General features: G+C 60.5%; 19 protein-coding genes. 10 read left to right on the forward strand and 9 right to left on the reverse strand.

The genetic code is table 11. The annotated features are described in order from the left end of the window. Positions 1–97: 97 nt before the first annotated feature. Positions 98–1027 (reverse strand): pyrroloquinoline quinone biosynthesis protein PqqB, encoded by a 930-nt coding sequence (pqqB, locus tag BUE38_RS20475; RefSeq protein ID WP_073437102.1) that lies wholly within the window; start codon positions 1025–1027, stop codon positions 98–100. A gap of 119 nt (positions 1028–1146) precedes the next feature. Then, complete coding sequence (gene pqqA / locus BUE38_RS20480) at positions 1147–1218, reverse strand: pyrroloquinoline quinone precursor peptide PqqA (RefSeq protein WP_143166418.1); 72 nt, start codon at positions 1216–1218, stop codon at positions 1147–1149. 451 nt (positions 1219–1669) lie between these two features. Here pqqA and BUE38_RS20485 point away from each other — a divergent pair, with 451 nt between their 5' ends. The 8 genes from BUE38_RS20485 to BUE38_RS20520 all read left to right on the forward strand — a co-directional run bounded on the left by BUE38_RS20485 (position 1670) and on the right by BUE38_RS20520 (position 9695). Continuing rightward, entirely contained in the window at positions 1670–3448 is a 1779-nt protein-coding gene (locus BUE38_RS20485; RefSeq protein ID WP_304363407.1) for a methanol/ethanol family PQQ-dependent dehydrogenase, read from the forward strand. A 172-nt stretch (positions 3449–3620) separates the two neighbouring features. Next, complete coding sequence (locus BUE38_RS20490) at positions 3621–4187, forward strand: c-type cytochrome (protein ID WP_084542071.1); 567 nt, start codon at positions 3621–3623, stop codon at positions 4185–4187. 51 nt (positions 4188–4238) lie between these two features. Beyond that, complete coding sequence (locus tag BUE38_RS20495; protein WP_073437104.1) at positions 4239–5102, forward strand: quinoprotein dehydrogenase-associated putative ABC transporter substrate-binding protein; 864 nt, start codon at positions 4239–4241, stop codon at positions 5100–5102. Continuing rightward, on the forward strand, positions 5092–5739 hold the full coding sequence (locus BUE38_RS20500; RefSeq protein WP_143166415.1) for a hypothetical protein: 648 nt from the start codon (positions 5092–5094) through the stop codon (positions 5737–5739). The genes BUE38_RS20495 and BUE38_RS20500 overlap by 11 nt, the downstream gene beginning before the upstream one ends. Positions 5740–5858: 119 nt before the next feature. After that, positions 5859–7079, forward strand: a complete 1221-nt coding sequence (locus BUE38_RS20505) for an ABC transporter substrate-binding protein (protein WP_073437133.1) — start codon at positions 5859–5861, stop codon at positions 7077–7079. 47 nt (positions 7080–7126) lie between these two features. Next, complete coding sequence (locus BUE38_RS20510) at positions 7127–8095, forward strand: PQQ-dependent catabolism-associated beta-propeller protein (protein ID WP_143166416.1); 969 nt, start codon at positions 7127–7129, stop codon at positions 8093–8095. After that, a complete protein-coding gene (locus BUE38_RS20515; protein WP_234987128.1) occupies positions 8092–8892 on the forward strand; it encodes an ATP-binding cassette domain-containing protein in 801 nt (266 codons plus the stop codon). Before BUE38_RS20510 ends, BUE38_RS20515 begins: the two co-directional genes overlap by 4 nt. After that, entirely contained in the window at positions 8889–9695 is an 807-nt protein-coding gene (locus BUE38_RS20520) for an ABC transporter permease (protein ID WP_073437107.1), read from the forward strand. Before BUE38_RS20515 ends, BUE38_RS20520 begins: the two co-directional genes overlap by 4 nt. 47 nt (positions 9696–9742) lie before the next feature. Here BUE38_RS20520 and BUE38_RS20525 read toward each other — a convergent pair whose 3' ends face one another. The 5 genes from BUE38_RS20525 to BUE38_RS20545 form a co-directional block, all read right to left on the reverse strand. Then, positions 9743–10138 carry a c-type cytochrome gene (locus tag BUE38_RS20525; protein ID WP_073437108.1) on the reverse strand — a complete coding sequence of 132 codons (396 nt, stop codon included), beginning with the start codon at positions 10136–10138 and terminating at the stop codon, positions 9743–9745. A gap of 26 nt (positions 10139–10164) precedes the next feature. Continuing rightward, positions 10165–10542, reverse strand: a complete 378-nt coding sequence (locus BUE38_RS20530) for a hypothetical protein (RefSeq protein WP_234987129.1) — start codon at positions 10540–10542, stop codon at positions 10165–10167. Positions 10543–10866: 324 nt separating this feature from the next. Next, the gene (locus BUE38_RS20535; protein ID WP_073437109.1) at positions 10867–11619 is read right to left on the reverse strand and encodes an SPOR domain-containing protein; all 753 of its coding nucleotides are present in this window, start codon (positions 11617–11619) and stop codon (positions 10867–10869) included. A gap of 3 nt (positions 11620–11622) precedes the next feature. Further along, positions 11623–13308 carry an arginine--tRNA ligase gene (gene argS / locus BUE38_RS20540; protein ID WP_073437110.1) on the reverse strand — a complete coding sequence of 562 codons (1686 nt, stop codon included), beginning with the start codon at positions 13306–13308 and terminating at the stop codon, positions 11623–11625. A 161-nt stretch (positions 13309–13469) separates the two neighbouring features. Continuing rightward, complete coding sequence (locus tag BUE38_RS20545) at positions 13470–15848, reverse strand: primosomal protein N' (protein WP_073437111.1); 2379 nt, start codon at positions 15846–15848, stop codon at positions 13470–13472. Between the two features lie 20 nt (positions 15849–15868). Here BUE38_RS20545 and rpmE point away from each other — a divergent pair, with 20 nt between their 5' ends. Further along, entirely contained in the window at positions 15869–16081 is a 213-nt protein-coding gene (rpmE, locus tag BUE38_RS20550) for a 50S ribosomal protein L31 (RefSeq protein ID WP_073437112.1), read from the forward strand. A gap of 329 nt (positions 16082–16410) precedes the next feature. Further along, positions 16411–17685, forward strand: coding sequence for a malic enzyme-like NAD(P)-binding protein (locus tag BUE38_RS20555; RefSeq protein WP_073437113.1), 1275 nt, complete (start codon positions 16411–16413; stop codon positions 17683–17685). Between the two features lie 98 nt (positions 17686–17783). Here BUE38_RS20555 and BUE38_RS20560 read toward each other — a convergent pair whose 3' ends face one another. After that, complete coding sequence (locus BUE38_RS20560; protein WP_084542072.1) at positions 17784–18545, reverse strand: DUF481 domain-containing protein; 762 nt, start codon at positions 18543–18545, stop codon at positions 17784–17786. 112 nt (positions 18546–18657) lie between these two features. Then, positions 18658–21186, reverse strand: coding sequence for a penicillin-binding protein 1A (locus BUE38_RS20565; protein ID WP_073437114.1), 2529 nt, complete (start codon positions 21184–21186; stop codon positions 18658–18660). Positions 21187–21440 lie beyond the last annotated feature (254 nt).

Genomic DNA, 21440 nt, shown 5'->3' on the forward strand with positions numbered 1-21440 from the left:
CATTAACCCAACATGGAAGAATGCCGGATTAATAACTGGAACAGGGTGATTGGACCAGCGTGAGCCCTGGGAAGTGATGACTGGCCTGTGACAGTGATTACACCTCAAGACGCATGCCGTCATAGGCCACGTCGATTCCTTTGGCTTCCAGCTCGGCCCGTTGGGCTGACGCTTCGTCGAGAATCGGATTGGTGTTGTTGATATGAATTAGGATACGTCGCGTCGAGCGAGGCAAGGCATCCAGTTCACTCAACAGTCCCTGGGGGGCTGACAGCGCCAGGTGCCCCATATCTCGGCCGGTGGCTTGTCCGACCCCCGCGCGGGGAAGTTCGTCGTCATGCCACAGGGTACCGTCAACCAACACGCTGTCGGCGTCAGCCAACCTGGCGCGTAGCGGATCATCGAATTCTCCCAGTCCCGGTGCATAGAAGAGCGAGGTACCTTTCACGGTATCCTCGATATACAGGCCGATATTGTCGCCTGCGGTGGGAGCACCACGGCGTGGCGAATAGGGAGGTGCATTGCTGGTCAAGGCAACGGCGGTGAACACCAGACCAGGACAGGGGGGGACTGTAAAACGCGCTGTGGAGTGGTCAGCGTCGACGCCGATCGGCTGCCAGCGCAACCCTCCTTGCCAGTGCTCCAGCATGGGGAAGAGTGGAAAGCCGGTGCTCAGATCCTGATGCACATTGGGGGTACACCAGACATCCAGCGGACAACCCTCGCGCAGAGACAGCAGCCCTGTAACGTGATCGATCTGGCCGTCGACCAGCAGGACGCCTGCGATTCCCGTGTCGCGAGGTCCGTGTCTGGGGTGCAGCTCGTGATTGGCCGCAATCTGGGCTCGGATATCCGGTGAGGCATTACACAGTAGCCAGCGTTCGCCGTCACTGCTGATGGCGATCGAGGACTGGCTGCGTGCCCGCGCCTTTATCTCGCCATGGCGCAGACCATGACAGTTATGGCAGTTGCAGTTCCATTGTGGAAAACCTCCTCCCGCTGCCGACCCCAGTACCAGGACATGCATGCCTTGTCATCCTTGTTGGAAATCCATTGCCATCCATCTTGCTCTTTCCTTCATCACCTTTCCTTCATCACCAACGCAAGACGCCCCGAGTTTCGGAGCGTCTTGCGGGCGACTGACAATCAGCGATTGGCAATGTAGAGAGTGACCTCAAAGCCAAGACGCAGGTCGGTATAAGCCGGTTTGATCCACATAGACATTCTCCTCATGGCATGCCGGGTTCGGCAATCCTTCTGAGTAGTACAGCACTCTGAAACAGACTTGCCTTTCAACCTAAGTCTTAGTGCCTTGTCCAGGGGAGGTCAAGGCAACAGGTTATCCATCGGAAATTTTCGATAAAAACCTTGGAAATGAATTCATTGACAGATTCTTGTCATATTGCCTGGATGAGTCCCTGATCATTGTTGCTCAGGAGCAATAGTCTTTTGTCTGCCGGATATGTCTGAATCGCTCCAACCACTCCTACGCAAGGTCCCATCTTGTGCTAGACCTTCTAGTGCACTGGCAGTAAGTCAAATAACTACAAGCAGTGAACCGGGCACGGGGCACTGTAATTCAGAGCACTGAAAAGTGATTCAGAACACTGGAGACAATGCCATGCTACGGGAGATAAGTTGCACAATAGCGGCGATAGGGCTTCTAACCGTGACGGCAGTCCACGCCAATCAGAATCAGCTTGAGTTGCAGGAAAACCCAGAACTCTGGGCTACACAGCTCGGCAACTATCAAGGAAATCGCTACAGCCTTCTGGACCAGATCAATCGCGATAACGTGGCCGACCTGCGCGCGCAGTGGCAGTTCTCCACGGGCGTGCTGCGTGGTCATGAAGGTGGTCCGCTTTATGTTGGCGACGGTCGTTTGTATATCCACACTCCATTTCCCAACAAGGTCTTTGCCCTGGATCTGGAGGACGATGGTCGCGTTGTCTGGAGCTATGAGCCTGACCAGGACTCACGTGTCATTCCGGTGATGTGTTGCGACACCGTCAATCGTGGCCTCGCCTATGCGGATGGGCGTCTCTTCCTGGGGCAGGCCGACAACACCCTGGTCGCGCTGGACGCTGAAACGGGTGAAAAGCTGTGGGAAGTCAGTAACGGCGATCACACCAAGGGCGAGTCCAACACCATGTCGCCGCTGGTGGTTCATGACAAGGTGATCATGGGGATCAGTGGTGGCGAGTTCGGTGTCCGCGGCCATATGACAGCCTATAACGTCGAGACCGGTGAAATGGAGTGGCGTGGCTATTCCAATGGTCCTGATGAAGAGGTATTGATCGACCCCGAGACCACCACCATGCTGGGCGAGCCGATCGGTGAAGCGGACCTGGGTGTGTCGACCTGGCCAGAGGGTGAGTGGGAGCGCGGTGGCGGTGCCCCCTGGGGCTGGGTTACCTACGACCCGGAGCTGGACCTGATCTACTACGGTACTGGTAACCCCGGCACCTGGAATCCGGAGCAGCGCACCATCGACGGTGAACCTGCTGACAACAAGTGGGCGATTACGGTATTCGCCCGAGACCCCAATACCGGCGAGGTGAAATGGGTCTATCAGAAAGTGCCCTTCGACGAATGGGACTATGATGGCGTCAACGAGAACCAGTTGATTGATGTCGAATTCGAGGGCGAGCAGCGCAAGGGCCTGGCGATCATCGACCGCACCGGCTTTGGCTTCCTGCTTGATCGTGAGAGCGGTGAGTTGCTGGTGGCCGAGAAGTTCGCCCCGGAGACCAACTGGGCGGACAGCTACGATATGGAGACCGGGCGCCCGGTGGTCAACGAGGAGTTCAGCACCTTCCGACAAGGGGTCGATGTCAATACCACCGACATCTGCCCCACCGCCATGGGCGCCAAGAACATGCAGCCAAGCGCCTATTCCCCCGAAACCGGTCTGATCTATGCCGGTATCAATCGCATCTGCATGAACTATGAACCCTTCGAGACCGAATACGTTGCTGGTCAGCCCTATGTCGGCGCCACTCTGACCATGATGCCGGCTCCTCTCCAGGAAGGAGACATGGAAGGCCGTATGGGCAGCTTCATCGCCTGGGATCCGGCTGCCGGTGAGGTCGTCTGGAAGACCGATGAACGCTTCGCGGTGTGGAGTGGTGCTCTGGCCACGGCTGGTGACCTGGCTTTCTACGGCACACTGGAAGGTTATGTGAAAGCGGTGAATATCGAGACTGGCGAGGAGTTGTGGCGCTTCAAGACACCCTCCGGAGTCATCGGCAACATCAATACATTCCAGCATCAAGGCAAGCAGTACATTGCGGTACTGTCCGGCGTTGGCGGCTGGGCGGGTATCGGTCTGGCGGCCGGACTACAGGATCCTGAAGAGGGGCTGGGCGCAGTCAGTGCGTTCGCCGCTCTCAAGGACTACACCGAACTGGGCGGTATCCTGACGGTGTTTGCATTGCCGGACGCCTGATGTCCCGTCAGGCAACATCCATCGTTACCGCACCATCACTCATGGCACAGGAGATAGCCCTGTGCCATGACTCGGGCCCAGCCCTGGGCCATCACCCTGATATCGAACATCGAGCGTAGCCCGGCGCAAGTGCCAGGGCGGGGAGCTCGACATAGCGAGTAAGGTGCCTGGAATGATTGTGACCGTGATTTCGCGTTGGCTGGTTATCGTGACCCTTGGTGTTATTGGAGCAGGTGTTATGGGAGCAGCTGGCATGGGAATGCTGTTTGCGGCAGGCGGGATAACGATGGCGCAGGCTGAGGACGCTTCCAGTGGCAAGCACGAACAGGGACAGGAGGCTGAAGGTGACAAGGAGGCTGCCAATGAGGGCTCCGAGGCAGGGGGCTATACCATCGTCGACGGCAAGGTCGATCAAGGCACCTACGATGGATACCTTACCTATTCCCGAGTCTGTCAGGCTTGTCATGGCCCCGATGGAATGGGTTCATCGTTCGCTCCGAGTCTGAAGGAAAGGGTGAAGAGTCGAACGTTCGCCGACTTTGCAGGGACGGTTGCTGGAGGAATGGAGATACAGCCCGGCCTGGTCATGCCGGCATTCGCTGATGATCCAAATGTGATGAATAACCTCGAGAATATCTATAGTTATCTAAAGGCGCGAGCCGCCGAGGACCTCGAGCGAGGGCGCCCCGAGGTCATGGAGGAGACGTCCGAGGGAGAATCCAGAAGCGATGACGAGTGATGGTGTCGCCACAGGGGTGACAACACCTGGTGTCCTTGGTGGAGTAAGTTCATGTGGGGTAATGCACAGCGTTGCGGTTTCCTGCTGTTGGGCTTCCTTGCCGTCTGGTTGGTTGGCCTTTCCGGCAAGGTCAGTGCCGATGTGCCGGAACTGACGGAGCGCAATCAATTGCGTGTCTGCGCCGACGGCAACAACCTGCCGTTTACCAACGAGCAGGGTGAGGGTTTCGAGAATCGTATCGCCGAGTTGATGGCCGAGGATCTGGACCTGGAACTGAGGTACGTGTGGGCGCCTCAGGTCATGGGCTTCGTGCGCAACACCCTGCAACTACGCGTCTGTGATGTGATCATCGGTGTGGTGGCCGGATACGGTTTCGTGCAGAACACCAGTGATTATTACCGCTCGGTCTACTCGCTGGTAGTTCCTCAGGACTCACCTTTCGAGGTGACCTCTCTGGACGACGCGGCCCTGCAGGGTCGACATATCGGTGTGGTGTCCGAGACTCCCCCCCTTGTGGCACTGCGGCGTGCCGGAGCCCGCATTGAAGGGTACGTCTTGCAGACAGACACGCGGGTCAGAACGCCCGCGAGGAATGCCGTGGAGGATGTCGCTTCGGGCGTGACCGAAGGTGCGGTGCTATGGGGGCCGATTGCCGGGTATTTCGCCGCGCGTCAGGACCCTCCACTCAAGGTGATTCCTCTGGTCGATGACAGCACCGATGCTCGTCTCACCTATCGCATTACCATGGGAGTGAGGCAAGGCGAACCGCACTGGAAAGACACCATCAATGATTTCATCGATCGTCGCCAGGATGACATCAATGCCATCCTGGCCGATTACAGCGTGCCGCTGCTCGATCGGCATGGCCAACTGATCCTTCCTGCTACATCTCCTGGGGGAAGCGATGATGATTGACCTGCGCGCCTGGGGGCCGGGATTTGTCGTGACACTGATGCTGCTTGGCGTGGGTCTGTCGGACGCCCGGGCACAGCGTGCTGCGACCGGGCCGCCCGATTGGCCCTGTGTGCAGCGCCTGATTCCTGAGCTGGCCTGGGGCACCATGTGGGCCGGGCCATCCCCGGAGGAACTTGACCAGCAGTGGTGGGAAGACGAGGAAGTGGGGCGTGTGGTGCGCTTCGCAACCTCTCGTGAAACGTCTCGAGACGACGCCATCAAGCGCGTCCACGAGTTCGTCGAACAGATAGCGAACGGTCCGCAAGCCGCGCGCGAGCGGCGACTGACCCTGCTGTTTGCCGGCCTGTTCGACCGAGTCAATGGTGAGCGTAGCCGCATTATCGAGCGTATCCGTAGTGCCTCTAGAGGTCAGCTCAGTCGCCTGGAGCGCGTCTCCGAGATGGTGGATGACCTGGAGGTTATGCGGGCATCGGAAGAGGCCAGCGCTAGTGATATCGAGCGTCTGCAGCAGGAGTTGCACTGGGAACAGCGGACCTTCGAGATGCGCCAGAACACCCTGCCCGCGTTATGTGAGAAGCCGTATCTACTCGAGGAAGAGTTGAGTCGGATGGTGGGCGCGATCAGGGCAGAAATGTGATCCACGACAGGATCACTCATGGACGTGGGGGCAGTGTGCAGATGGTCGATCATGAACGTCAGGACGGCAGAGCCCAGAACAATACGGGCCCGAACTCTCTGGGCTCGAATTTCCAGGGCATGAGCACAGTAAAACAGACAGCGGGGGTGCTGTTGCTGGGGGCACTGGCAACACTCGGTCTGGCGAGCGATGCCGGGGCGCAGCAATCCGATCAGCCGCGCGACACCATCACCGTGGGCTATCTGGGGCTGGAGAGAGATGAAGAGTGGGAGCCCCTGTCGGTGCTTGATCCCGTGATTGACGATGAGGGGGTTCAGGGTGCACGGCTGGCCATCGACGATAACAATGCTGCTGGCCAGTTTCTGGGCCAGGAGTTCGTGTTCGTCGAGGTCATCATGCCGCGGGAGGGCGATGTAGAAGAGGGACTGCAGGAACTGCTCGACCAGGGCGCCGAATGGATCGTCAGCGGTTTGCCCCGCGAGGGCCTCGAGGCGCTGATGGAAATCCCGGCGCTGGAAGACCGGGTCGTGTTCAATGCCGCTGCGCCAGACAATGTGCTGCGCGGAGAGGCGTGTCATCCGAATCTTTTCCACACCACGCCCAGTCGGCGCATGCTGGCCGATGCGCTGGCGCAGTTTCTGGGGTACAAGCAGTGGGATCGCTGGGCGCTGGTTTTCGGCAATACCGATGAGGATCGCCTACTGGCAGAGGCCCTTGGCGAAGCCGCCCAGCGTTTTGGCCAGGAGGTCGTTGGCGAGAAGATGTGGCCCCACGACCCCATGTCGCGGCGGGCCGAGGGTGGTTTCCATGCTATCCAGCGCGAGATCCCCGTGTTCGTGCAGGATTTCGCTGATCACGATGTGCTGGTCATCGCTGATGAGAACGACTACTTCGGCGAGTACTTTCCCTACCAGACATGGCTGCCTCGCCCGGTGGCCGGCACTCAGGGCCTGAAGGCGACGGCCTGGCATCGTGCCCATGAATCCTGGGGAGGCGTACAGTTACAGCGTCGCTTCGAGGAACAGGCCGATCGCTGGATGACGCCTCGGGACTTTGCCGCCTGGCTGGCGGTGCGTTCGCTGGGCGAGTCATCCGCCAGAACCGATTCTGTGGCCCGCGATGAGGTGCTCAACTACATGCTCAGTGACGAGTTCGAACTGGCGGGCTATCTGGGCCTGCCGGTGAGTTTCCGTACCTGGAACCACCAGTTACGTCAGCCCATTCTGATCACCGGACCGCGCATGGTGGCTTCGGTATCGCCTCAGGAGGGCTATCTGCATCCGCGAACTCCACTGGACTCTCTGGGCGCCGATGAAGGGGAATCTCAATGTCGTTTCTAGCATGGTCACCAAGGCAGTCTTCTGTGACACACCCACGGAGAATGCCGATGAGCGTCGTGCAGGGTTGCGTCCTTGTCGCATTGTGGCTGTCACCACTGGCGGCTCAGGCCGAACGGGTATTCGTCTCCAATGAAAAGGACAATACGGTATCGGTGATCGATGGCGCGACGCTGGAGGTGGTGGAAACCATCAAGGTCGGTCGTCGTCCACGAGCCATGGCGTTCAGTAGCGATGGCAGTGAGCTGTTCGTGGCAGTGGGCGACGACGAGGCGATCGACATGATCGATCTCGAGACATTGAAGGTGGTACGCAGCCAATCATCGGGCGAGGATCCCGAGGTGATCCGTGTCGACCCTCATCGACCTTATGTCTATGTCTCGAACGAGGATGACAATATCGTTTCGGTACTGGATTACGAGGAGCGTACCCGGGTCACGGAGATTCCCGTCGGTATCGAGCCCGAGGGGCTGGGTATCAGTCCCGATGGAAAGTGGCTGATCGCGACCAGTGAAACCTCCAACATGGCGCATATCATTGACCTCAACGAAATGGAGGCGGTCTACCACCGCCTGATGGGCGCTCGCCCGCGGCATGTCGAGTTCAACCAGGAGGGCAATGAGGCCTGGGTATCGGCGGAGATCGGTGCCACTGTGTCGATCATCGATATGCAGGATACCTTCGACGTCAAGCACACCATTCGCTTCGATGTGCCGGGCGTGCCACGCGAAACGGTGCAGGCGGTGGGGGTGGCGCTGACCTCGGACGGCCGCTATGGCTTCGTGGCGTTGGGGCCTTCGAATCGAGTCGCGATGATCGACCAGCAAACCTATGAAGTCCTCGACTACATTCTGGTGGGCCAGCGGGTCTGGCATCTGGCACTCAATGCTGATGAAAGTCGCTTGTACACCACCAATGGGGTCAGTGGCGACGTTACCGTGATCGACGTTGACGGCTTCGAAGCAATCCGTTCGATTCCCGTTGGACGCTTCCCCTGGGGAGTGATTGTCGAACCGTGATTCATGAGAACAGCGAAACGCCGTCTACTGCCAGTGATGTGCCGACTGCCGGCGAGCGACAAGAGTCTGCCGTTCTCGATGTGCAGGACCTGAGCTTCAGCTACAGTGGTCGGCCGATACTCGAGTCGGTGTCCTTCGAGCTGAAGGCGGGGGAGTGTGCGGTGCTGCTTGGCCCCAATGGTGCGGGCAAGAGCACGTTGTTTTCCTTGATTACGCGGCTCTACGACCATCGCCAGGGAACGATTCACGTCGGTGGTCATGACCTGCGTCGTGAATCGGTCCAGGCCCATGCACAGATGGGCGTGGTGTTCCAGCAGCCCACTCTGGATCAGGACCTCACGGTTGCTCAGAACCTCGCCTATCATGGCGCCCTGCACGGTATGACGCCGGGAGAGGCTCGTCGGCGAGCCGCGCAGCAGCTCACCCGCCTCGACATGCAGGACAGCTTGCGGCTGCGAGTGCGGCATCTGTCCGGCGGGCAACGGCGGCGCGTGGAGATTGCACGGGGCCTGCTGCACGAGCCGCGTCTCCTCCTGCTGGACGAGCCAACAGTGGGCCTCGACATCACTTCTCGCCGTACCCTGGTGGAACATGTTCACCGGTTGAGCCGCGAGCAGGGCGTGGCAGTACTCTGGGCTACCCATCTGATCGATGAAGTCTATCCCGAAGATCGTGTGATAGTGCTGGATCATGGGCAGATTTGCGCTGATGGCAGTGTCGCTGATGTCATGGTCCAGACTCGGTCCGAGTCGATCGGTGACGCCTTCAACCGGCTGACGGATGGAGAGGTGTCATGAGCCTGGTGGCTTATGCTCACTGCCTTCGCGGCGTGGTTGGTCGTGAATTGCTGCGCTTCGTGCATCAGCGCTCGCGCTTCGTGGCTGCGCTGGTCAGGCCATTGGTCTGGCTGTTCGTCTTCGCTGCGGGTTTTCGCATGGCATTGGGCGTGGCCATGACCGAACCCTATCAGACCTATATCCTCTACGAGGTCTATATCGTGCCGGGGCTGGTGGGTATGATCCAGCTCTTCAACGGCATGCAGAGCTCGCTGTCGATGGTCTACGACCGAGAGATGGGCAGCATGCGTGTGCTGCTGGTCAGCCCCTTTCCGCGCTGGTACCTGTTGATCTGCAAACTGCTGGCCGGGACTATGGTGGCCATCGTTCAGGTCTATGTGTTCCTTGCAATTGCCTACCTCTACGGGGTGCAGGCCCCATTGATGGGCTATGTACTGATCCTGCCAGCGTTGATCGTGACGGGTTTCATGGTGGGGGCGCTGGGCATGTTGCTGTCGTCATTCGTGCGCCAGTTGGAGAACTTCGCCGGCATCATGAATTTCGTGATCTTTCCGATGTTCTTCCTCTCCTCGGCGCTTTATCCCCTGTGGCGGATTCGTGAGGGGAGTTACCTGGTCTACCAGGTGGCTGCCTTGAACCCTTTTACCCATGCAGTGGAAATGATTCGCTTCACAATGTATGAGCAGCTCAATGTCAGCGCTACGTTGGTAGCCCTGGCGACCACTGCAGTACTGCTTGGGCTGGCGATCCTGGCCTATAATCCAGCGCGCGGGATGGCCGCACGCAAGGGTGGGGGCGAGTGAGCAGTGGGGAGAGTGAGTCACGTTGCTGTGCGCATGTGCCCGCCACATTAGCGTTCGCCGACCTGTTCCAGGTAATCGATCAACTGGTGCCGGGAATCCTCGTCCAGGCCCCAGAACACCATGCGGGTGCCGGGAAGAAAGTCATCCGGGGCGGTGAGAAAGCGGTCGAGTGACTCGGGTGTCCAGACCAGTTGGGCCTGTTGCAGGGGGGCTGAGTATTCGAAATCAGCAACGGCCCCTGCATTGCGTCCCACCACGCCATGCAGACTGGGGCCGGCGATGTGGACGCCCGGCTCCAGCGAGTGACAGCCCTGGCACTGGTTGCGGAACACTCGTTCGCCCTGGGCCATGGCTTGGGTCAGTGCACCAGACGCTGTCCCGGACGAGGCACTGATGTCTGCCGCAAGGGTGAGCAGAAGGCCCCCCAGTATTCTGGCGATCATGGTGTGAGTCACCGGGAAGGATGCCCTTAGAAGCAGCGTAGGTCGGCGTCCGCCTGAACGCTGCGAAAGTGTTCTACATCGTCCTGCATGCTGCGCTCGGTACGAAACAGGACCCCCATCTCGCCGCGCTGTTCCTGCATTCCCATTACCGTTGCCACTGCTTCATAGTCGTCATAGGAGAGCTGTTCGGCAATCACGTCGATGCTGCAGGAACATTGCTGCATGGTGAGATAGTCCTGGCCGTTGGCCGCCATGCAACCGATCACATAGTCCACCCGTGCTGCGGTGGGATAGTCGTTGTCTGCTGCCAGCGTCATGGACGGCAACAGGCATGCCATGCTCAGTATGATCGCTGTCAGCCCACGAAGGTTGATGGCGGGGCAGTACGTCTTGTGGTTGTCCATGCGTACCTCGGTGCCGCTTTATGTGGAATCCGGTAGACGGAGGCCTTTTGCTGGTTTCAAGTTATGGTACTTGCCGGTTTTTTTCCACCTGGGGCTGGTATCCAGAGGAGCCGGCCTCGGAGAAAACGACCTGGCTCGGAAGGAGGCGTCAGTACCTTGTCGACTTTCGAACAAGGTACTGACGCCTATCGTGGACAGCGCGACGCGGATGGACCGCCGGAAGCACTGAGCTGAGCAGCGCTCATATGCTCAAGCCTGTTCGCGACAGCTTCAGAATCGACCTGGGTGCAGATCCTGTGCTGGGCGGCTCGCTTGCCGTTGGTGCTAGTTCTGCAGCTGTATCAACAATGGTTCGATGCCCTGGGTGCTCATCAGGTCCTGAGCCCGTGCCAGTTCCCGGCGATCGTTATAGGGGCCAACCTGGACACGGTGCCAGGTGGCTCCTCCGGTGACAGACACATCGCTGATCTTGGCCTGTAGTCCAAATCCCTGGAGGCGGCTGGCGAGGCTGTTGGCGTCTTCCATCTCGCGGAATGACGCGGCCTGTAGCATGTAACGCTTGCCGCTATCGTTGCTGGCCTGCGCAGGAGTCGTGGTGGTGTTGCCGGAGTTGCTGTTACTGGAGCTGGGGCTGGCGTTGGCCGAGATCAGTGCAGCGATCGGATCATTCTCCGAGATGCCCTCGTCGTCCTCGGGTGGTTTGGCTGCCTCGGGGCGCTGTGCGGTGGAAGCAGGGATCTCGGTGTCCGAGGCGATGACTTCGGTATCCGGCAGCAGCGTGTAGAACTCGAAGGTCGGCATGGGGGCCTCTTCGCTGCCGCTGTCAGCCTTGCCCGAGCCTTCCGCGCCACTGCCCTGCCCACTGGAACTGGGTTTGGGCAGCACGGCAGCGATGGGCGAGCGCTCATCCTGCCAGGGCGCGGTGCCGTTCTGGTGGTGGGCCAACAGAAAGCCGGCAGCCAGGCCGGCGGCGGCCCACAACCATCCAGGCAGCCGCCGCTGTGGCGCAGAGGATTGGCTGCGTTTGCGGCTGGTCGTCGCGCCGCGCTTGCGAGGCGGAGTCTTGCGAGTGGCCATGGGTTACATTTCCTCCGGTGCACTCACGCCCAGCAGGTCAAGGCCGTTGCGCAATACCTGACGAGCCGCCATGCCCAGCGCCAGGCGGGCGTTGCGTAGCGCTTCGTCTTCCACCATCACCTTGCAGGCGTTGTAGCAGCTATGGAAGTCGGCAGCCAGGTCCTGGAGGTACTGGGCGATCTGCTGAGGTTCACGGGACTCGGCGGCATGGGAAACCACTTCCGGGTAGCGAGCCAGGCGGTTGAGCAGCAGTTTTTCCTGATCGGCGTCGAGCAGACCGAGATTGGCCATGGCCAGCGTATTGTCAAAGGCGAGCCCTTCCGACTCGGCCTTGCGTACCACACTGCACACGCGAGCGTGGGCGTACTGCACGTAGTAGACCGGATTGTCGTTGGACTGTGAGCGGGCCAGGTCAATATCGAAGGTCAGCTGTGAGTCGGCGCGGCGTGCGGCAAGGAAGTAACGGGTCGCATCGCGGCCAACCTCGTCGATCAGATCACGCAACGTGACGTAACTGCCGGCGCGCTTGGACAGCTTGACCTCGACACCTGAGCGGGTGACCAACACCATCTGGTGCAGCACGTAGTCGGGCCAGCCCTGCGGAATACCGGTATCCAGCGCCTGGAGACCTGCGCGTACCCGGGTCACGGTGGAATGGTGGTCGGCACCCTGCTCGTTGACCACGGTGGAGAAACCGCGCTGCCACTTGTCGAGGTGGTAGGCGACATCCGGCAGGAAGTAGGTGTAGCTGCCATCGCTCTTGCGCATCACCCGGTCCTTGTCATCACCGAAGTCGGTGGTACGCAGCCACAAAGCACCATCCTGCTCATAGGTGTGGCCGTTGTCGACCAGACGCTGGGCGGTCTCCTCGACCTTGCCATCCTTGTACAGCGAGGATTCGAGGAAGTAGACGTCGAAGGAGACGCCGAAGGCGCGCAGGTCGAGATCCTGCTCGCGACGCAGCCAGGCAACCGCGAATTCACGAATCGCATCGAGGTCGTTGGCGTCGCCGGCGGCGGTGACGTGGCGGTCATCGGCATGAACTGACTCACCGGCCAGGTATGCCTTCGCCACATCAATGATGTAGTCGCCGCGGTAACCATCCTCGGGCCAGTCGGCATCTTCCGGGCCAAGGTCACGGGCACGGGCCTGTACCGAAAGCGCGAGGTTGTTGATCTGGGCGCCGGCATCGTTGTAGTAGAACTCGCGGGTCACATCATGGCCGGTGGCCTCGAGCAGGCGGCTCAGGCAGTCGCCCACCGCCGCACCACGGCCATGGCCGACATGCAGGGGGCCGGTCGGGTTGGCCGAGACGAATTCGACCTGCACCTTTCTGCCCTGGCCGGTCAGGCTACGGCCGAAGCTATCTCCCGCCTCGAGTACCTGACGTACGACCTGGGCGGCAGCGTCGGTGGCGGCGAAGAAGTTGATGAAACCGGGGCCAGCGATGTCCACGCGTGAGACCGCGGCACTTTCCGGCAGCGCGGCGACCAACTTGTCAGCCAGTTGGCGCGGTGGTTGCCCGGCCGGTTTGGCCAGCATCAACGCAAGGTTGGTGGCGTAGTCGCCATGGGCCTTGTCGCGGGTCGGGTCGACCTTGATGGCCGGAGTGATGTCGGCTGGCACGATATGCTGCTGCTTGAGCTCGTCGAGGGCGGCTTCGAGCAGCGAAACAATGGTGTCTTTCATGGGGCTTGAGTGTCCTGTAGCTCGGTGACGGGCAACCGATGTCCTGAGAAAACTGTTCCGGGAAAAAACTGTTCCGGGAAAAACAGTGCCCGTCGGCGGGCAGATCTGGCTGAACATTATCAGTGATTGCGGCCAGCCTTTAAAGGCCGAACGCCCTGAACTCAGCTCAGCGTCTGCGGGTCAATGTCCAGTGACCAGCGAACGCGGCGGGCCTCGGCAGAGTTTTCCAGCCATGCGACCCACCAGGCAGAGGCCTCATGCAGCAGGCTGCGCTTCTCTGCAGTCAGCATCAATTGCAGATGGTAACGATTCTGTCGGCGTTCCATGGGCGCGGGAACCGGGCCCAGGCAGTCGACTTCCCGCTTGCTGTGCTGAAGGAAGCCGCGCATGGCCGTGCCTGCCTGATTGGCCACTGCGCTCAGTTGGGACTCGTTGGGGCTCTCGAGTCGTAATAGCGCCATATAGCGCCAGGGGGGAAGCGCGGCAACCCGGCGTTCCTCGAGCAATGTCCGGGCAAGCGCGTCGTAGCCACGTTCGGCCAGCAGCCTGAGGTTGGGGTCGTCCGGGTGCATGGTCTGTACCAATACTCTTCCGGGATGTGCGGCGCGCCCGGCCCGACCGGCAACCTGTTCGAGCAGCTGGGCACTGTGTTCGAGGGCGCGGAAATCGCTGGCATAGAGACCTGAGTCGGCATTGACCACCACCACCAGGGTGACATGGGGCAGGTGATGGCCCTTGGCCAGCATCTGGGTGCCAACGAGCAATGCCGGCTCGCCCTTGCGGATCTCGCCGAGTATCCGGTCCATGGCATCCTTCGCCCGAGTACTGTCACGATCGATGCGGTACACCGGGATATCGGGGAAGAGTTCGCCCAGTGTTTCTTCACTGCGCTCGGTGCCACTGCCCAGCGGGCGCAGGTCGCCACTGCCACAATCCGGGCAGGCATCCGGAAGCGGGCGCCGTCGATCACAGTGGTGGCAGGCCAGAATCGGGGGGTGTCGATGCAATGTCATGCGTGCATCGCAGTGATCACACTCGGCCATCCAGCCACAGTTGTGGCAGGCCAGCGTCGGGGCGAAGCCGCGTCGGTTGATGAACACCAGTACCTGATGCCCGGCCTTCAACGTAGCACCGATGGTGTCGATCACCGGCGGTACCAGGCCGCCGCGGCGGACGCGTGCCTTGATGTCTGTCAGCTCGAGCCTTGCCGGAGGGTGGCGAGTGGCGCGTTGGCGCATGTGCAGGTGGCGATAGTTGCCCCGCTGGGCATGCAGCAGACTTTCCAGCGAGGGGGTGGCACTGCCCAGTACCACCGGTATCTGATGATGGCGCGCGCGCATCACGGCGAGGTCACGGGCGTGGTAGCGCAGTCCATCCTGTTGCTTGAAGGAGCTGTCATGCTCCTCGTCGATGATGATCACCCCGGGACTGGCCAGGGGCGTGAAGATTGCCGAGCGTGTGCCGATGATGATCGAGGCGCGGCCACTGGACGCGGCTTGCCAGGCATCCAGTCGCTCGTGGTCGGTCAGGCCTGAATGCAGTGCGACCACCGGCACCCGAAAGCGTTGCACGAAGCGGCCCAGCGTCTGGGGAGTAAGGCCGATCTCGGGCACCAGAACCAGGGCCTGACGTCCCCGGCCCACCACGGCTTCGATCAACTGCAGGTAGACCTCGGTCTTGCCGCTACCGGTGACTCCCTGCAATAGGCTTGGGTGGAACTGATCCAGCCCTTCGTGCAGTGCTGCCAATACGGCACTCTGCTCGGCATTCAGGGTCAGCGACGGACTGGCCAGCAGGCCCTTGCCCTCCGTGGTAACGGCCTGGGTGAGGGTTTCCTCGCGGCACTGGACCAGACCCTTGGCCTCGAGGGCGCGCAACTGTTCACGGGTAAAGGACTGGGCGAGAATCGCCTGGCTGGTCAGTCCGCGGGGGTGCTGTTGAAGCATCTCCAGCAGAGCGGCCTGGCGAGGTGCTCGGGCCAGCTTGCCCGGGCTGTCTTCGCTACAAGTGTCAGTGGCATGCCAACGTTCGCGAGTGCGGGCCTCGAAGGGGCGTCCCTGACGCAGCAGCACTGGCATGGCATGGCTCAGGGTGTCGCCCAGGGCGTGTTGGTAATAGCGCGCAGTGAAGCGACACAGCCATAGCCAGTCCTCCGGCAACGGAGCGCTGTCGAGGCAGGCATCGATGGGCTTGAGTCGGGAAAACTCCAGCTCGCTGTGATCGCGGCACTCGACAATGACACCAACCAGTTGGCGGCGACCGAAACTGACTCGCACGCGCAGGCCTGGAACCCAGCCACAGGAGGGCGGTGTGCCGGCCGGGCGATAGTCGAACAGGCGACGCAATGGCGATGGAATGGCAATACCCAGCACGCGTGGCGCGCGCGGGGAAAGGGATTTCTGCAATTGGCCTCCACAGCGAGTTCTGCTAGAATACCGGCCCGCTTCCTTGCGGAGGCGGATATACCGGTCGGCTGTGAGCGAGAACGCTCCAGTCTTTACCCCGTATGCGGTGCCTGGCATCGGATCAGGTGGCGGCATACAGCCAAGTGAGGTTCACGATGAAACAAGGTATCCATCCGGATTACAAGAAGGTCAGCGCGAGTTGTTCCTGTGGCGCGACTTTCGAAGTCGGCTCGACTTCTGGTCAGGATCTGAGCCTGGACGTTTGCTCTCAGTGCCACCCGTTCTACACCGGCAAGCAGAAGCAGGCGACCACCGGTGGCCGTGTCGAGCGCTTCAACAAGCGTTTTGGCGCTGCCATCAAGCGTTGATCGCACTGCGTTCTCGCTCAACAAACCCGCCCCTGGAGGCGGGTTTGTTGTTTATGGTCTGTGCTGCACTGCACCAGTGCAGGGAGTACTGCCGAGCGCTATGCTCCAGAGACCATTCGTTGGTACAGAAACGTCAAGCAACGTAAAGTTGTATTGCGGTCGCAGTGAATGCTGCGTCGCAGCAAATCTTGTCGGCATCGTCGAAGAAAACATGCAGAAAGGGCGATGAATCTGCGGCAAGTGGTATAAAGTTGAGAAATGGAAAATTTTTCTATAATCTCGACTTCACCATATCTACTGCCTTTCTACAGGATACCCGGACACTGAGCATGACAGATGCCAAGAAGCAGGCCGCGCTGGATTATCACGCCTTTCCGATTCCCGGTAAGCTCTCGGTCGAGCTGACCAAGCCCACTGCCACAGCCAGGGACCTGTCCCTGGCCTACAGCCCCGGAGTGGCTGAGCCCGTACGTGAGATCGCGGCGGACCCGGAAAATGCCTACCGCTACACCGGCAAGGGCAACCTGGTGGCGGTGATCTCCGATGGCACGGCAATTCTTGGCCTGGGGAATCTGGGACCATTGGCCAGCAAGCCGGTCATGGAAGGCAAGGGCGTGCTGTTCAAGCGTTTCGCCGGCATCAATTCGGTGGATATCGAAGTCAATGCCGAGAGCCCGCAAGCCTTCATCGATACCGTGGCTCGTATTGCGGATACCTGGGGTGGTATCAACCTCGAGGACATCAAGGCTCCCGAGTGCTTCGAGATCGAGCAGGCGCTGGTGGAACGCTGCAACATTCCGGTTTTCCATGATGATCAGCATGGCACCGCCATCGTGACCGCCGCCGGCATGCTCAATGCGCTGGATATCGCCGGCAAGTCGCTGGATACAGCACGTATCGTGTGTCTGGGCGCTGGCGCTGCCGCCATCGCCTGCATGAAACTGTTGGTGGCTTGTGGTGCGCGCCCCGAGAACCTGGTAATGCTGGACCGCAAGGGCGTGATCCACTCCGGGCGAGAGGATCTCAATCCGCACAAGGCTATGTTCGCTGTCGATACCGACAAGCGGACCCTGGACGACGCCATCGATGGAGCGGATGTCTTCGTGGGTCTGTCCGGCCCCGGCCTGATGACTGCGGACCATATCCGCAAGATGGCGCCGAATCCGGTGGTTTTCGCCTGCACCAACCCCGATCCGGAGATTCATCCGGATCTGGCACGCGAGGTGCGTCCCGATGTGATCATGGCGACCGGCCGCTCCGACTATCCCAACCAGGTCAATAATGTTCTGGGCTTCCCGTTCATCTTCCGTGGTGCACTGGATGTGCGTGCTACGCGCATCAACGAGGCAATGAAGGTGGCGGCGGTACATGCGCTCAAGGATCTGGCTCGTGAGCCGGTTCCCCAGGAAGTGCTGGACGCCTACGAGAAGGACGAGATGAGCTTCGGTCGCGAGTACATCATTCCCACGCCAGTGGATGTGCGCCTGCTGGACCGGGTGACATCGGCAGTCGCTCAGGCGGCGGTGGACTCGGGGGTCGCCCGCAAGCCGTATCCGTCGCACTACCCGCTCAAGAACGTCGAGGACGTCTACGGTCAGGTATGATCGTCGTCTTCATCTGGTATACGACAACGCCCCGGTCATTGACCGGGGCGTTGTCGTTATGGGGCTCTGAAGCACAATGACCTTAACGGCACATCAGGCTAGAAGGCATAGCGTAGCGAGGCCGACGTGGTACGGTCGGTATCTGCCTCGACGTCTTCGGGTGGTGCGGTGTTGTGCTTGATCTCGTGGGAGAGCCGTAGCGTCAGGTGGCTGTTGATGTGGGTGTCCAGCGCCGACAATGAGCGCGTGGTGGTATTCGCTGAGGTGCCTTCCACGGACAGTTCCTGTGCGAGGCTGGCTGAATCGCTGAGTTGATAGCCGCCTTCGACGGCGCCATAGGCCACGGCCAACCCGCGGTCCTCTTCTTCATCGATGGCATCGGCTCGATAACCAGGCCCGACTTCCAGCGTCAGGTTGGCGGATGGACCGTCGAGTAGTTGGCGGCCATAGCCGGTGATGGCGGTGAGCTGGTGATCGTAACCACTGAAGCGATCCTTCTCCCAACGGCCGAAGCCGAACAGGTGATTTGGTCCCTCGAGTTCGCGGCGTTCACGCATGGAGAGCAGATACTGTTCGGCACTGGTGTCATCGTCCTCGCTGGCATGACGCACCTCACCGCGCAGTCTATGCATCCACTGCTCGGTGACCAGGGTCATCTCGCCCTTGCCGAGTAAAGTCTCGCTGTTGGTATTGCCGGAAAGCTGGGTATAACCAAGCTCGAGTTCACTGGCCAGGGGCGGCGAATCCTCCTCGGGGGCGGTCGGGGAATAGAAGGTGCTGGCTGTTGCGTGCCGAATTGGCGTGACAGCAGCGATCGTGCATAGCGCCAAAGCGGTCGCATGGCGTCGTGAAAACTCCATGACTAGATCTCTTGTGAATCCGGGAAGCGACTACTGGCGATGAGAGAACGGCATCCGAGCCGTTGAAGAGAGCCCCTCCGGCGTATGCCGGAGGGGGGAAGGGGAGACTGGCCTAGAAGATTGCTTCGTAGGCGCCAGTACCTTCGGAGCCACTGTGCCTCTCGACTGACGGCTCCACTCGCTGAGGTTGCCAGGTTGGCAGATGATCCTCGTCGAAGATTTCCTCGATACCGCCGGGCTGATTATCGCCGAGCAGTCGACCGGTATTGGGATCGACGCGTTCGGTGACAATGCCTTCCGGTGGCTCGGGGACGTCTTCCGGCGTACCTTCCAGCGCCTTGCCCATGAAGTCGACCCAGATCGGCAGGGCGGCTTGAGCGCCGTACTCGGCAGTCGGTGAGTAGTCGTCCTTGCCGACCCAGACGGTGGTCGCCAGATGTTTGTTGAAACCGGCGAACCAGGCGTCGCGCTGATCGTTGGTGGTACCGGTCTTGCCGACGATATCCTCGCGATTCATGGCCAGGGCGCCGCGAGCCGTACCGCGCTCAACCACTTCGCGCAGCATGTCGCGAATCAGGTAGGCGGCACGTGCATTGACGACCCTGGGGGCGATTTCATAGGTCTTGCCGTCGATCTCGGTGGTGGTTTGCTCCGGACTGCACTCACGACAGGCAACGCGAGGGTTGGCTTCGTCCACCAGAGTGTTCTGCTCGCCCTGGGTGATCTTCTCGATGAACCAGGGAGAGACCCGGAAGCCTCCGTTGGCCAGCACCGCGTAGGCATTGGTCATTTCCAGCGGGGTCAGGCTGGCGCTACCCAACGCCAGTGACAGGCCGTGGGGCAGGCGGTCACGGGAGAACCCGAACTCGACAAGAAAGTCGATGGTGCGATCAAGGCCGATCGATTGCAGCAGGCGAATCGTCACCAGGTTCCGTGAGCGTGCCAGGCCGACACGCAGGCGGGTCGGGCCAAGGAAATCGCCGCTCGAATTGGACGGGCGCCACAACTGGTTACTGCCATCATTGAGTACCACCGGAGCATCATTGATGACCGTGGCAGGAGTGACTTCGCCACTGTTGAGACCGGCCAGATAGATGAACGGCTTGAAGATCGAGCCAGACTGGCGACGAGCCTGAATGGCGCGGTTGAACTTACTGGCGTCGAAATCGAAACCGGCCTGGAGCGCAAGGATTGCCCCTGTCTGGGGGTTCATTACCACCAGAGAGCCTTCTGCGTCGGGCTGCTGTGACAGGCGCCAGCTACCTTCCTCACGCTCGAGGATGCGTACCAGGTCGCCACGGCTGGCGATCTGGGAAGCGTTGGACGGTGCTGCGCCACGATAGCGTGCCGACTTGTAGGGCGCGGCCCAGTCGAGACCATCCCACTCGATGGTGACCAGCTCACCGTCATGCATCAGTACCTTCATCTGCTGGCCTTCGCTGCTGACAACGATGGCCGGTTGCAATGGGCCGAAGGAGTGGGTGCGTTCGAGTACCTGCAACCAGTTGCTGACGTCACCCTCGACACCCTCGACCGTCGTCTGACTGCGTTCGGCGGCACGCCGCGCTGTCTCGATGACCTCGGGGGACTCGGATAGTTCTTCTTCCAGCCCGCTGCGCTCGGTTTGATCCTGGGCCTCGGCGAGGCTCTGGGGAATACCGGTCTGCTCGGGACCGCGCCAGCCGTGGCGAGTGTCATAGGCGATGAGGCCGTCGGCCAGGGCTCGGCGTGCCATTGGCTGCAGCTTGCTGTCGATGGTCGTGGTGATGCGGTAGCTGCCGTTGTAGGCATCATCCCCGAAACGCTCGACGGCAAACTGGCGTGCCATCTCGGCCACATAGTCGGCCTGGACCTCGGCACGGGCGACATGGCGACTGGCAGTGACCGGCTCCTGTACCGCCACGTCGTAGGCCGACTGGTCGATGTAGCCCAGTTCGCGCATGCGGAACAGGATCCAGTTGCGACGAATCAGGGCGCGCTCGGCATTGGCCAGCGGGTTGAAGGCTGACGGCGCCTTGGGCAGGCCGGCAATCATCGCGGTCTGCGCCAGACTCAGCTCGTTGAGCGGCTTGTCGTAGTAGACCTCGGCCGCTGCCGCTATACCGTAGGCACGGTGACCCAGGAAGATCTTGTTGACGTACAGCTCCATGATCTCCTGCTTGGACAGGATCTGCTCCATCTGCAGAGACAACAGGATCTCACGTACCTTGCGGGTAAACGTCTGGTCCAATGTCAGCAGATAGTTGCGCGCTACCTGCATGGTGATGGTGGAGCCACCGGACTGGATGTCGCCGCCACTGCCGACCAGTTGGACGGCGGCACGGACGAGACCTCGCGGATCGACACCATGGTGTTCGAAGAAGGTTGCATCCTCGGCAGCCATCAGGGCGTGGAGCATTTCCGGTGGGATGTCGTCGAAGTCGACCGGCATGCGCCGCTCATCACCGAATTCGCCGATCAACTGGTCATCACTGGTGTAGATGCGCAACGGAGTCTGCAGTTCGAAGTCCTGCAGTTGGCGCACGTCGGGCAGGCCGGGGGCGAAATACAGGGCGGCACCGACAAGGGCGAGCGCAGCAGCGGCGCCCAGCGAGATCGCCAGCCACACGGCGGAAAAGATTAGAGTTCTGAGGTACTTCATGAAGTCGCGGTGTCCATGCTGGAAACGAAAACGGCAGGGCGCTGAGTCTGGGTTATGCATTCCATTGCGATGGCCATTATAGGATTACGCGCTGGCTGCCACCACCGTTGGCAGTAAATGTCTGTGCCTGGGCGCTCGTTGAATCGGATATTCCATCAAGATGGATGCCACGATGCGCTAGCGTAGTAATGGAGACAGAGTAAAGCGGAGTGAACAGCGGCGAAGGCTGAACAGGATGTTCTCCATCGTTTTTC

The sequence above is a fragment of the Halomonas cupida genome, from assembly GCF_900142755.1.
Classification (GTDB): Bacteria; Pseudomonadota; Gammaproteobacteria; order Pseudomonadales; family Halomonadaceae; genus Halomonas; species Halomonas cupida.

Excerpts from the sequence above, each read along its gene's own strand:
- pqqB (WP_073437102.1), bottom strand. The coding sequence starts at position 1,027 with ATGCATGTCCTGGTACTGGGGTCGGCAGCGGGAGGAGGTTTTCCACAA.
- BUE38_RS20490 (WP_084542071.1), top strand. The coding sequence starts at position 3,621 with ATGATTGTGACCGTGATTTCGCGTTGGCTGGTTATCGTGACCCTTGGT.
- BUE38_RS20495 (WP_073437104.1), top strand. The coding sequence starts at position 4,239 with ATGTGGGGTAATGCACAGCGTTGCGGTTTCCTGCTGTTGGGCTTCCTT.
- BUE38_RS20500 (WP_143166415.1), top strand. The coding sequence starts at position 5,092 with ATGATGATTGACCTGCGCGCCTGGGGGCCGGGATTTGTCGTGACACTG.
- BUE38_RS20505 (WP_073437133.1), top strand. The coding sequence starts at position 5,859 with ATGAGCACAGTAAAACAGACAGCGGGGGTGCTGTTGCTGGGGGCACTG.
- BUE38_RS20510 (WP_143166416.1), top strand. The coding sequence starts at position 7,127 with ATGAGCGTCGTGCAGGGTTGCGTCCTTGTCGCATTGTGGCTGTCACCA.
- BUE38_RS20520 (WP_073437107.1), top strand. The coding sequence starts at position 8,889 with ATGAGCCTGGTGGCTTATGCTCACTGCCTTCGCGGCGTGGTTGGTCGT.
- BUE38_RS20525 (WP_073437108.1), bottom strand. The coding sequence starts at position 10,138 with ATGATCGCCAGAATACTGGGGGGCCTTCTGCTCACCCTTGCGGCAGAC.
- BUE38_RS20530 (WP_234987129.1), bottom strand. The coding sequence starts at position 10,542 with ATGGACAACCACAAGACGTACTGCCCCGCCATCAACCTTCGTGGGCTG.
- BUE38_RS20535 (WP_073437109.1), bottom strand. The coding sequence starts at position 11,619 with ATGGCCACTCGCAAGACTCCGCCTCGCAAGCGCGGCGCGACGACCAGC.
- argS (WP_073437110.1), bottom strand. The coding sequence starts at position 13,308 with ATGAAAGACACCATTGTTTCGCTGCTCGAAGCCGCCCTCGACGAGCTC.
- BUE38_RS20545 (WP_073437111.1), bottom strand. The coding sequence starts at position 15,848 with ATGCCGCCACCTGATCCGATGCCAGGCACCGCATACGGGGTAAAGACT.
- rpmE (WP_073437112.1), top strand. The coding sequence starts at position 15,869 with ATGAAACAAGGTATCCATCCGGATTACAAGAAGGTCAGCGCGAGTTGT.
- BUE38_RS20555 (WP_073437113.1), top strand. The coding sequence starts at position 16,411 with ATGACAGATGCCAAGAAGCAGGCCGCGCTGGATTATCACGCCTTTCCG.
- BUE38_RS20560 (WP_084542072.1), bottom strand. The coding sequence starts at position 18,545 with ATGGAGTTTTCACGACGCCATGCGACCGCTTTGGCGCTATGCACGATC.
- BUE38_RS20565 (WP_073437114.1), bottom strand. The coding sequence starts at position 21,186 with ATGAAGTACCTCAGAACTCTAATCTTTTCCGCCGTGTGGCTGGCGATC.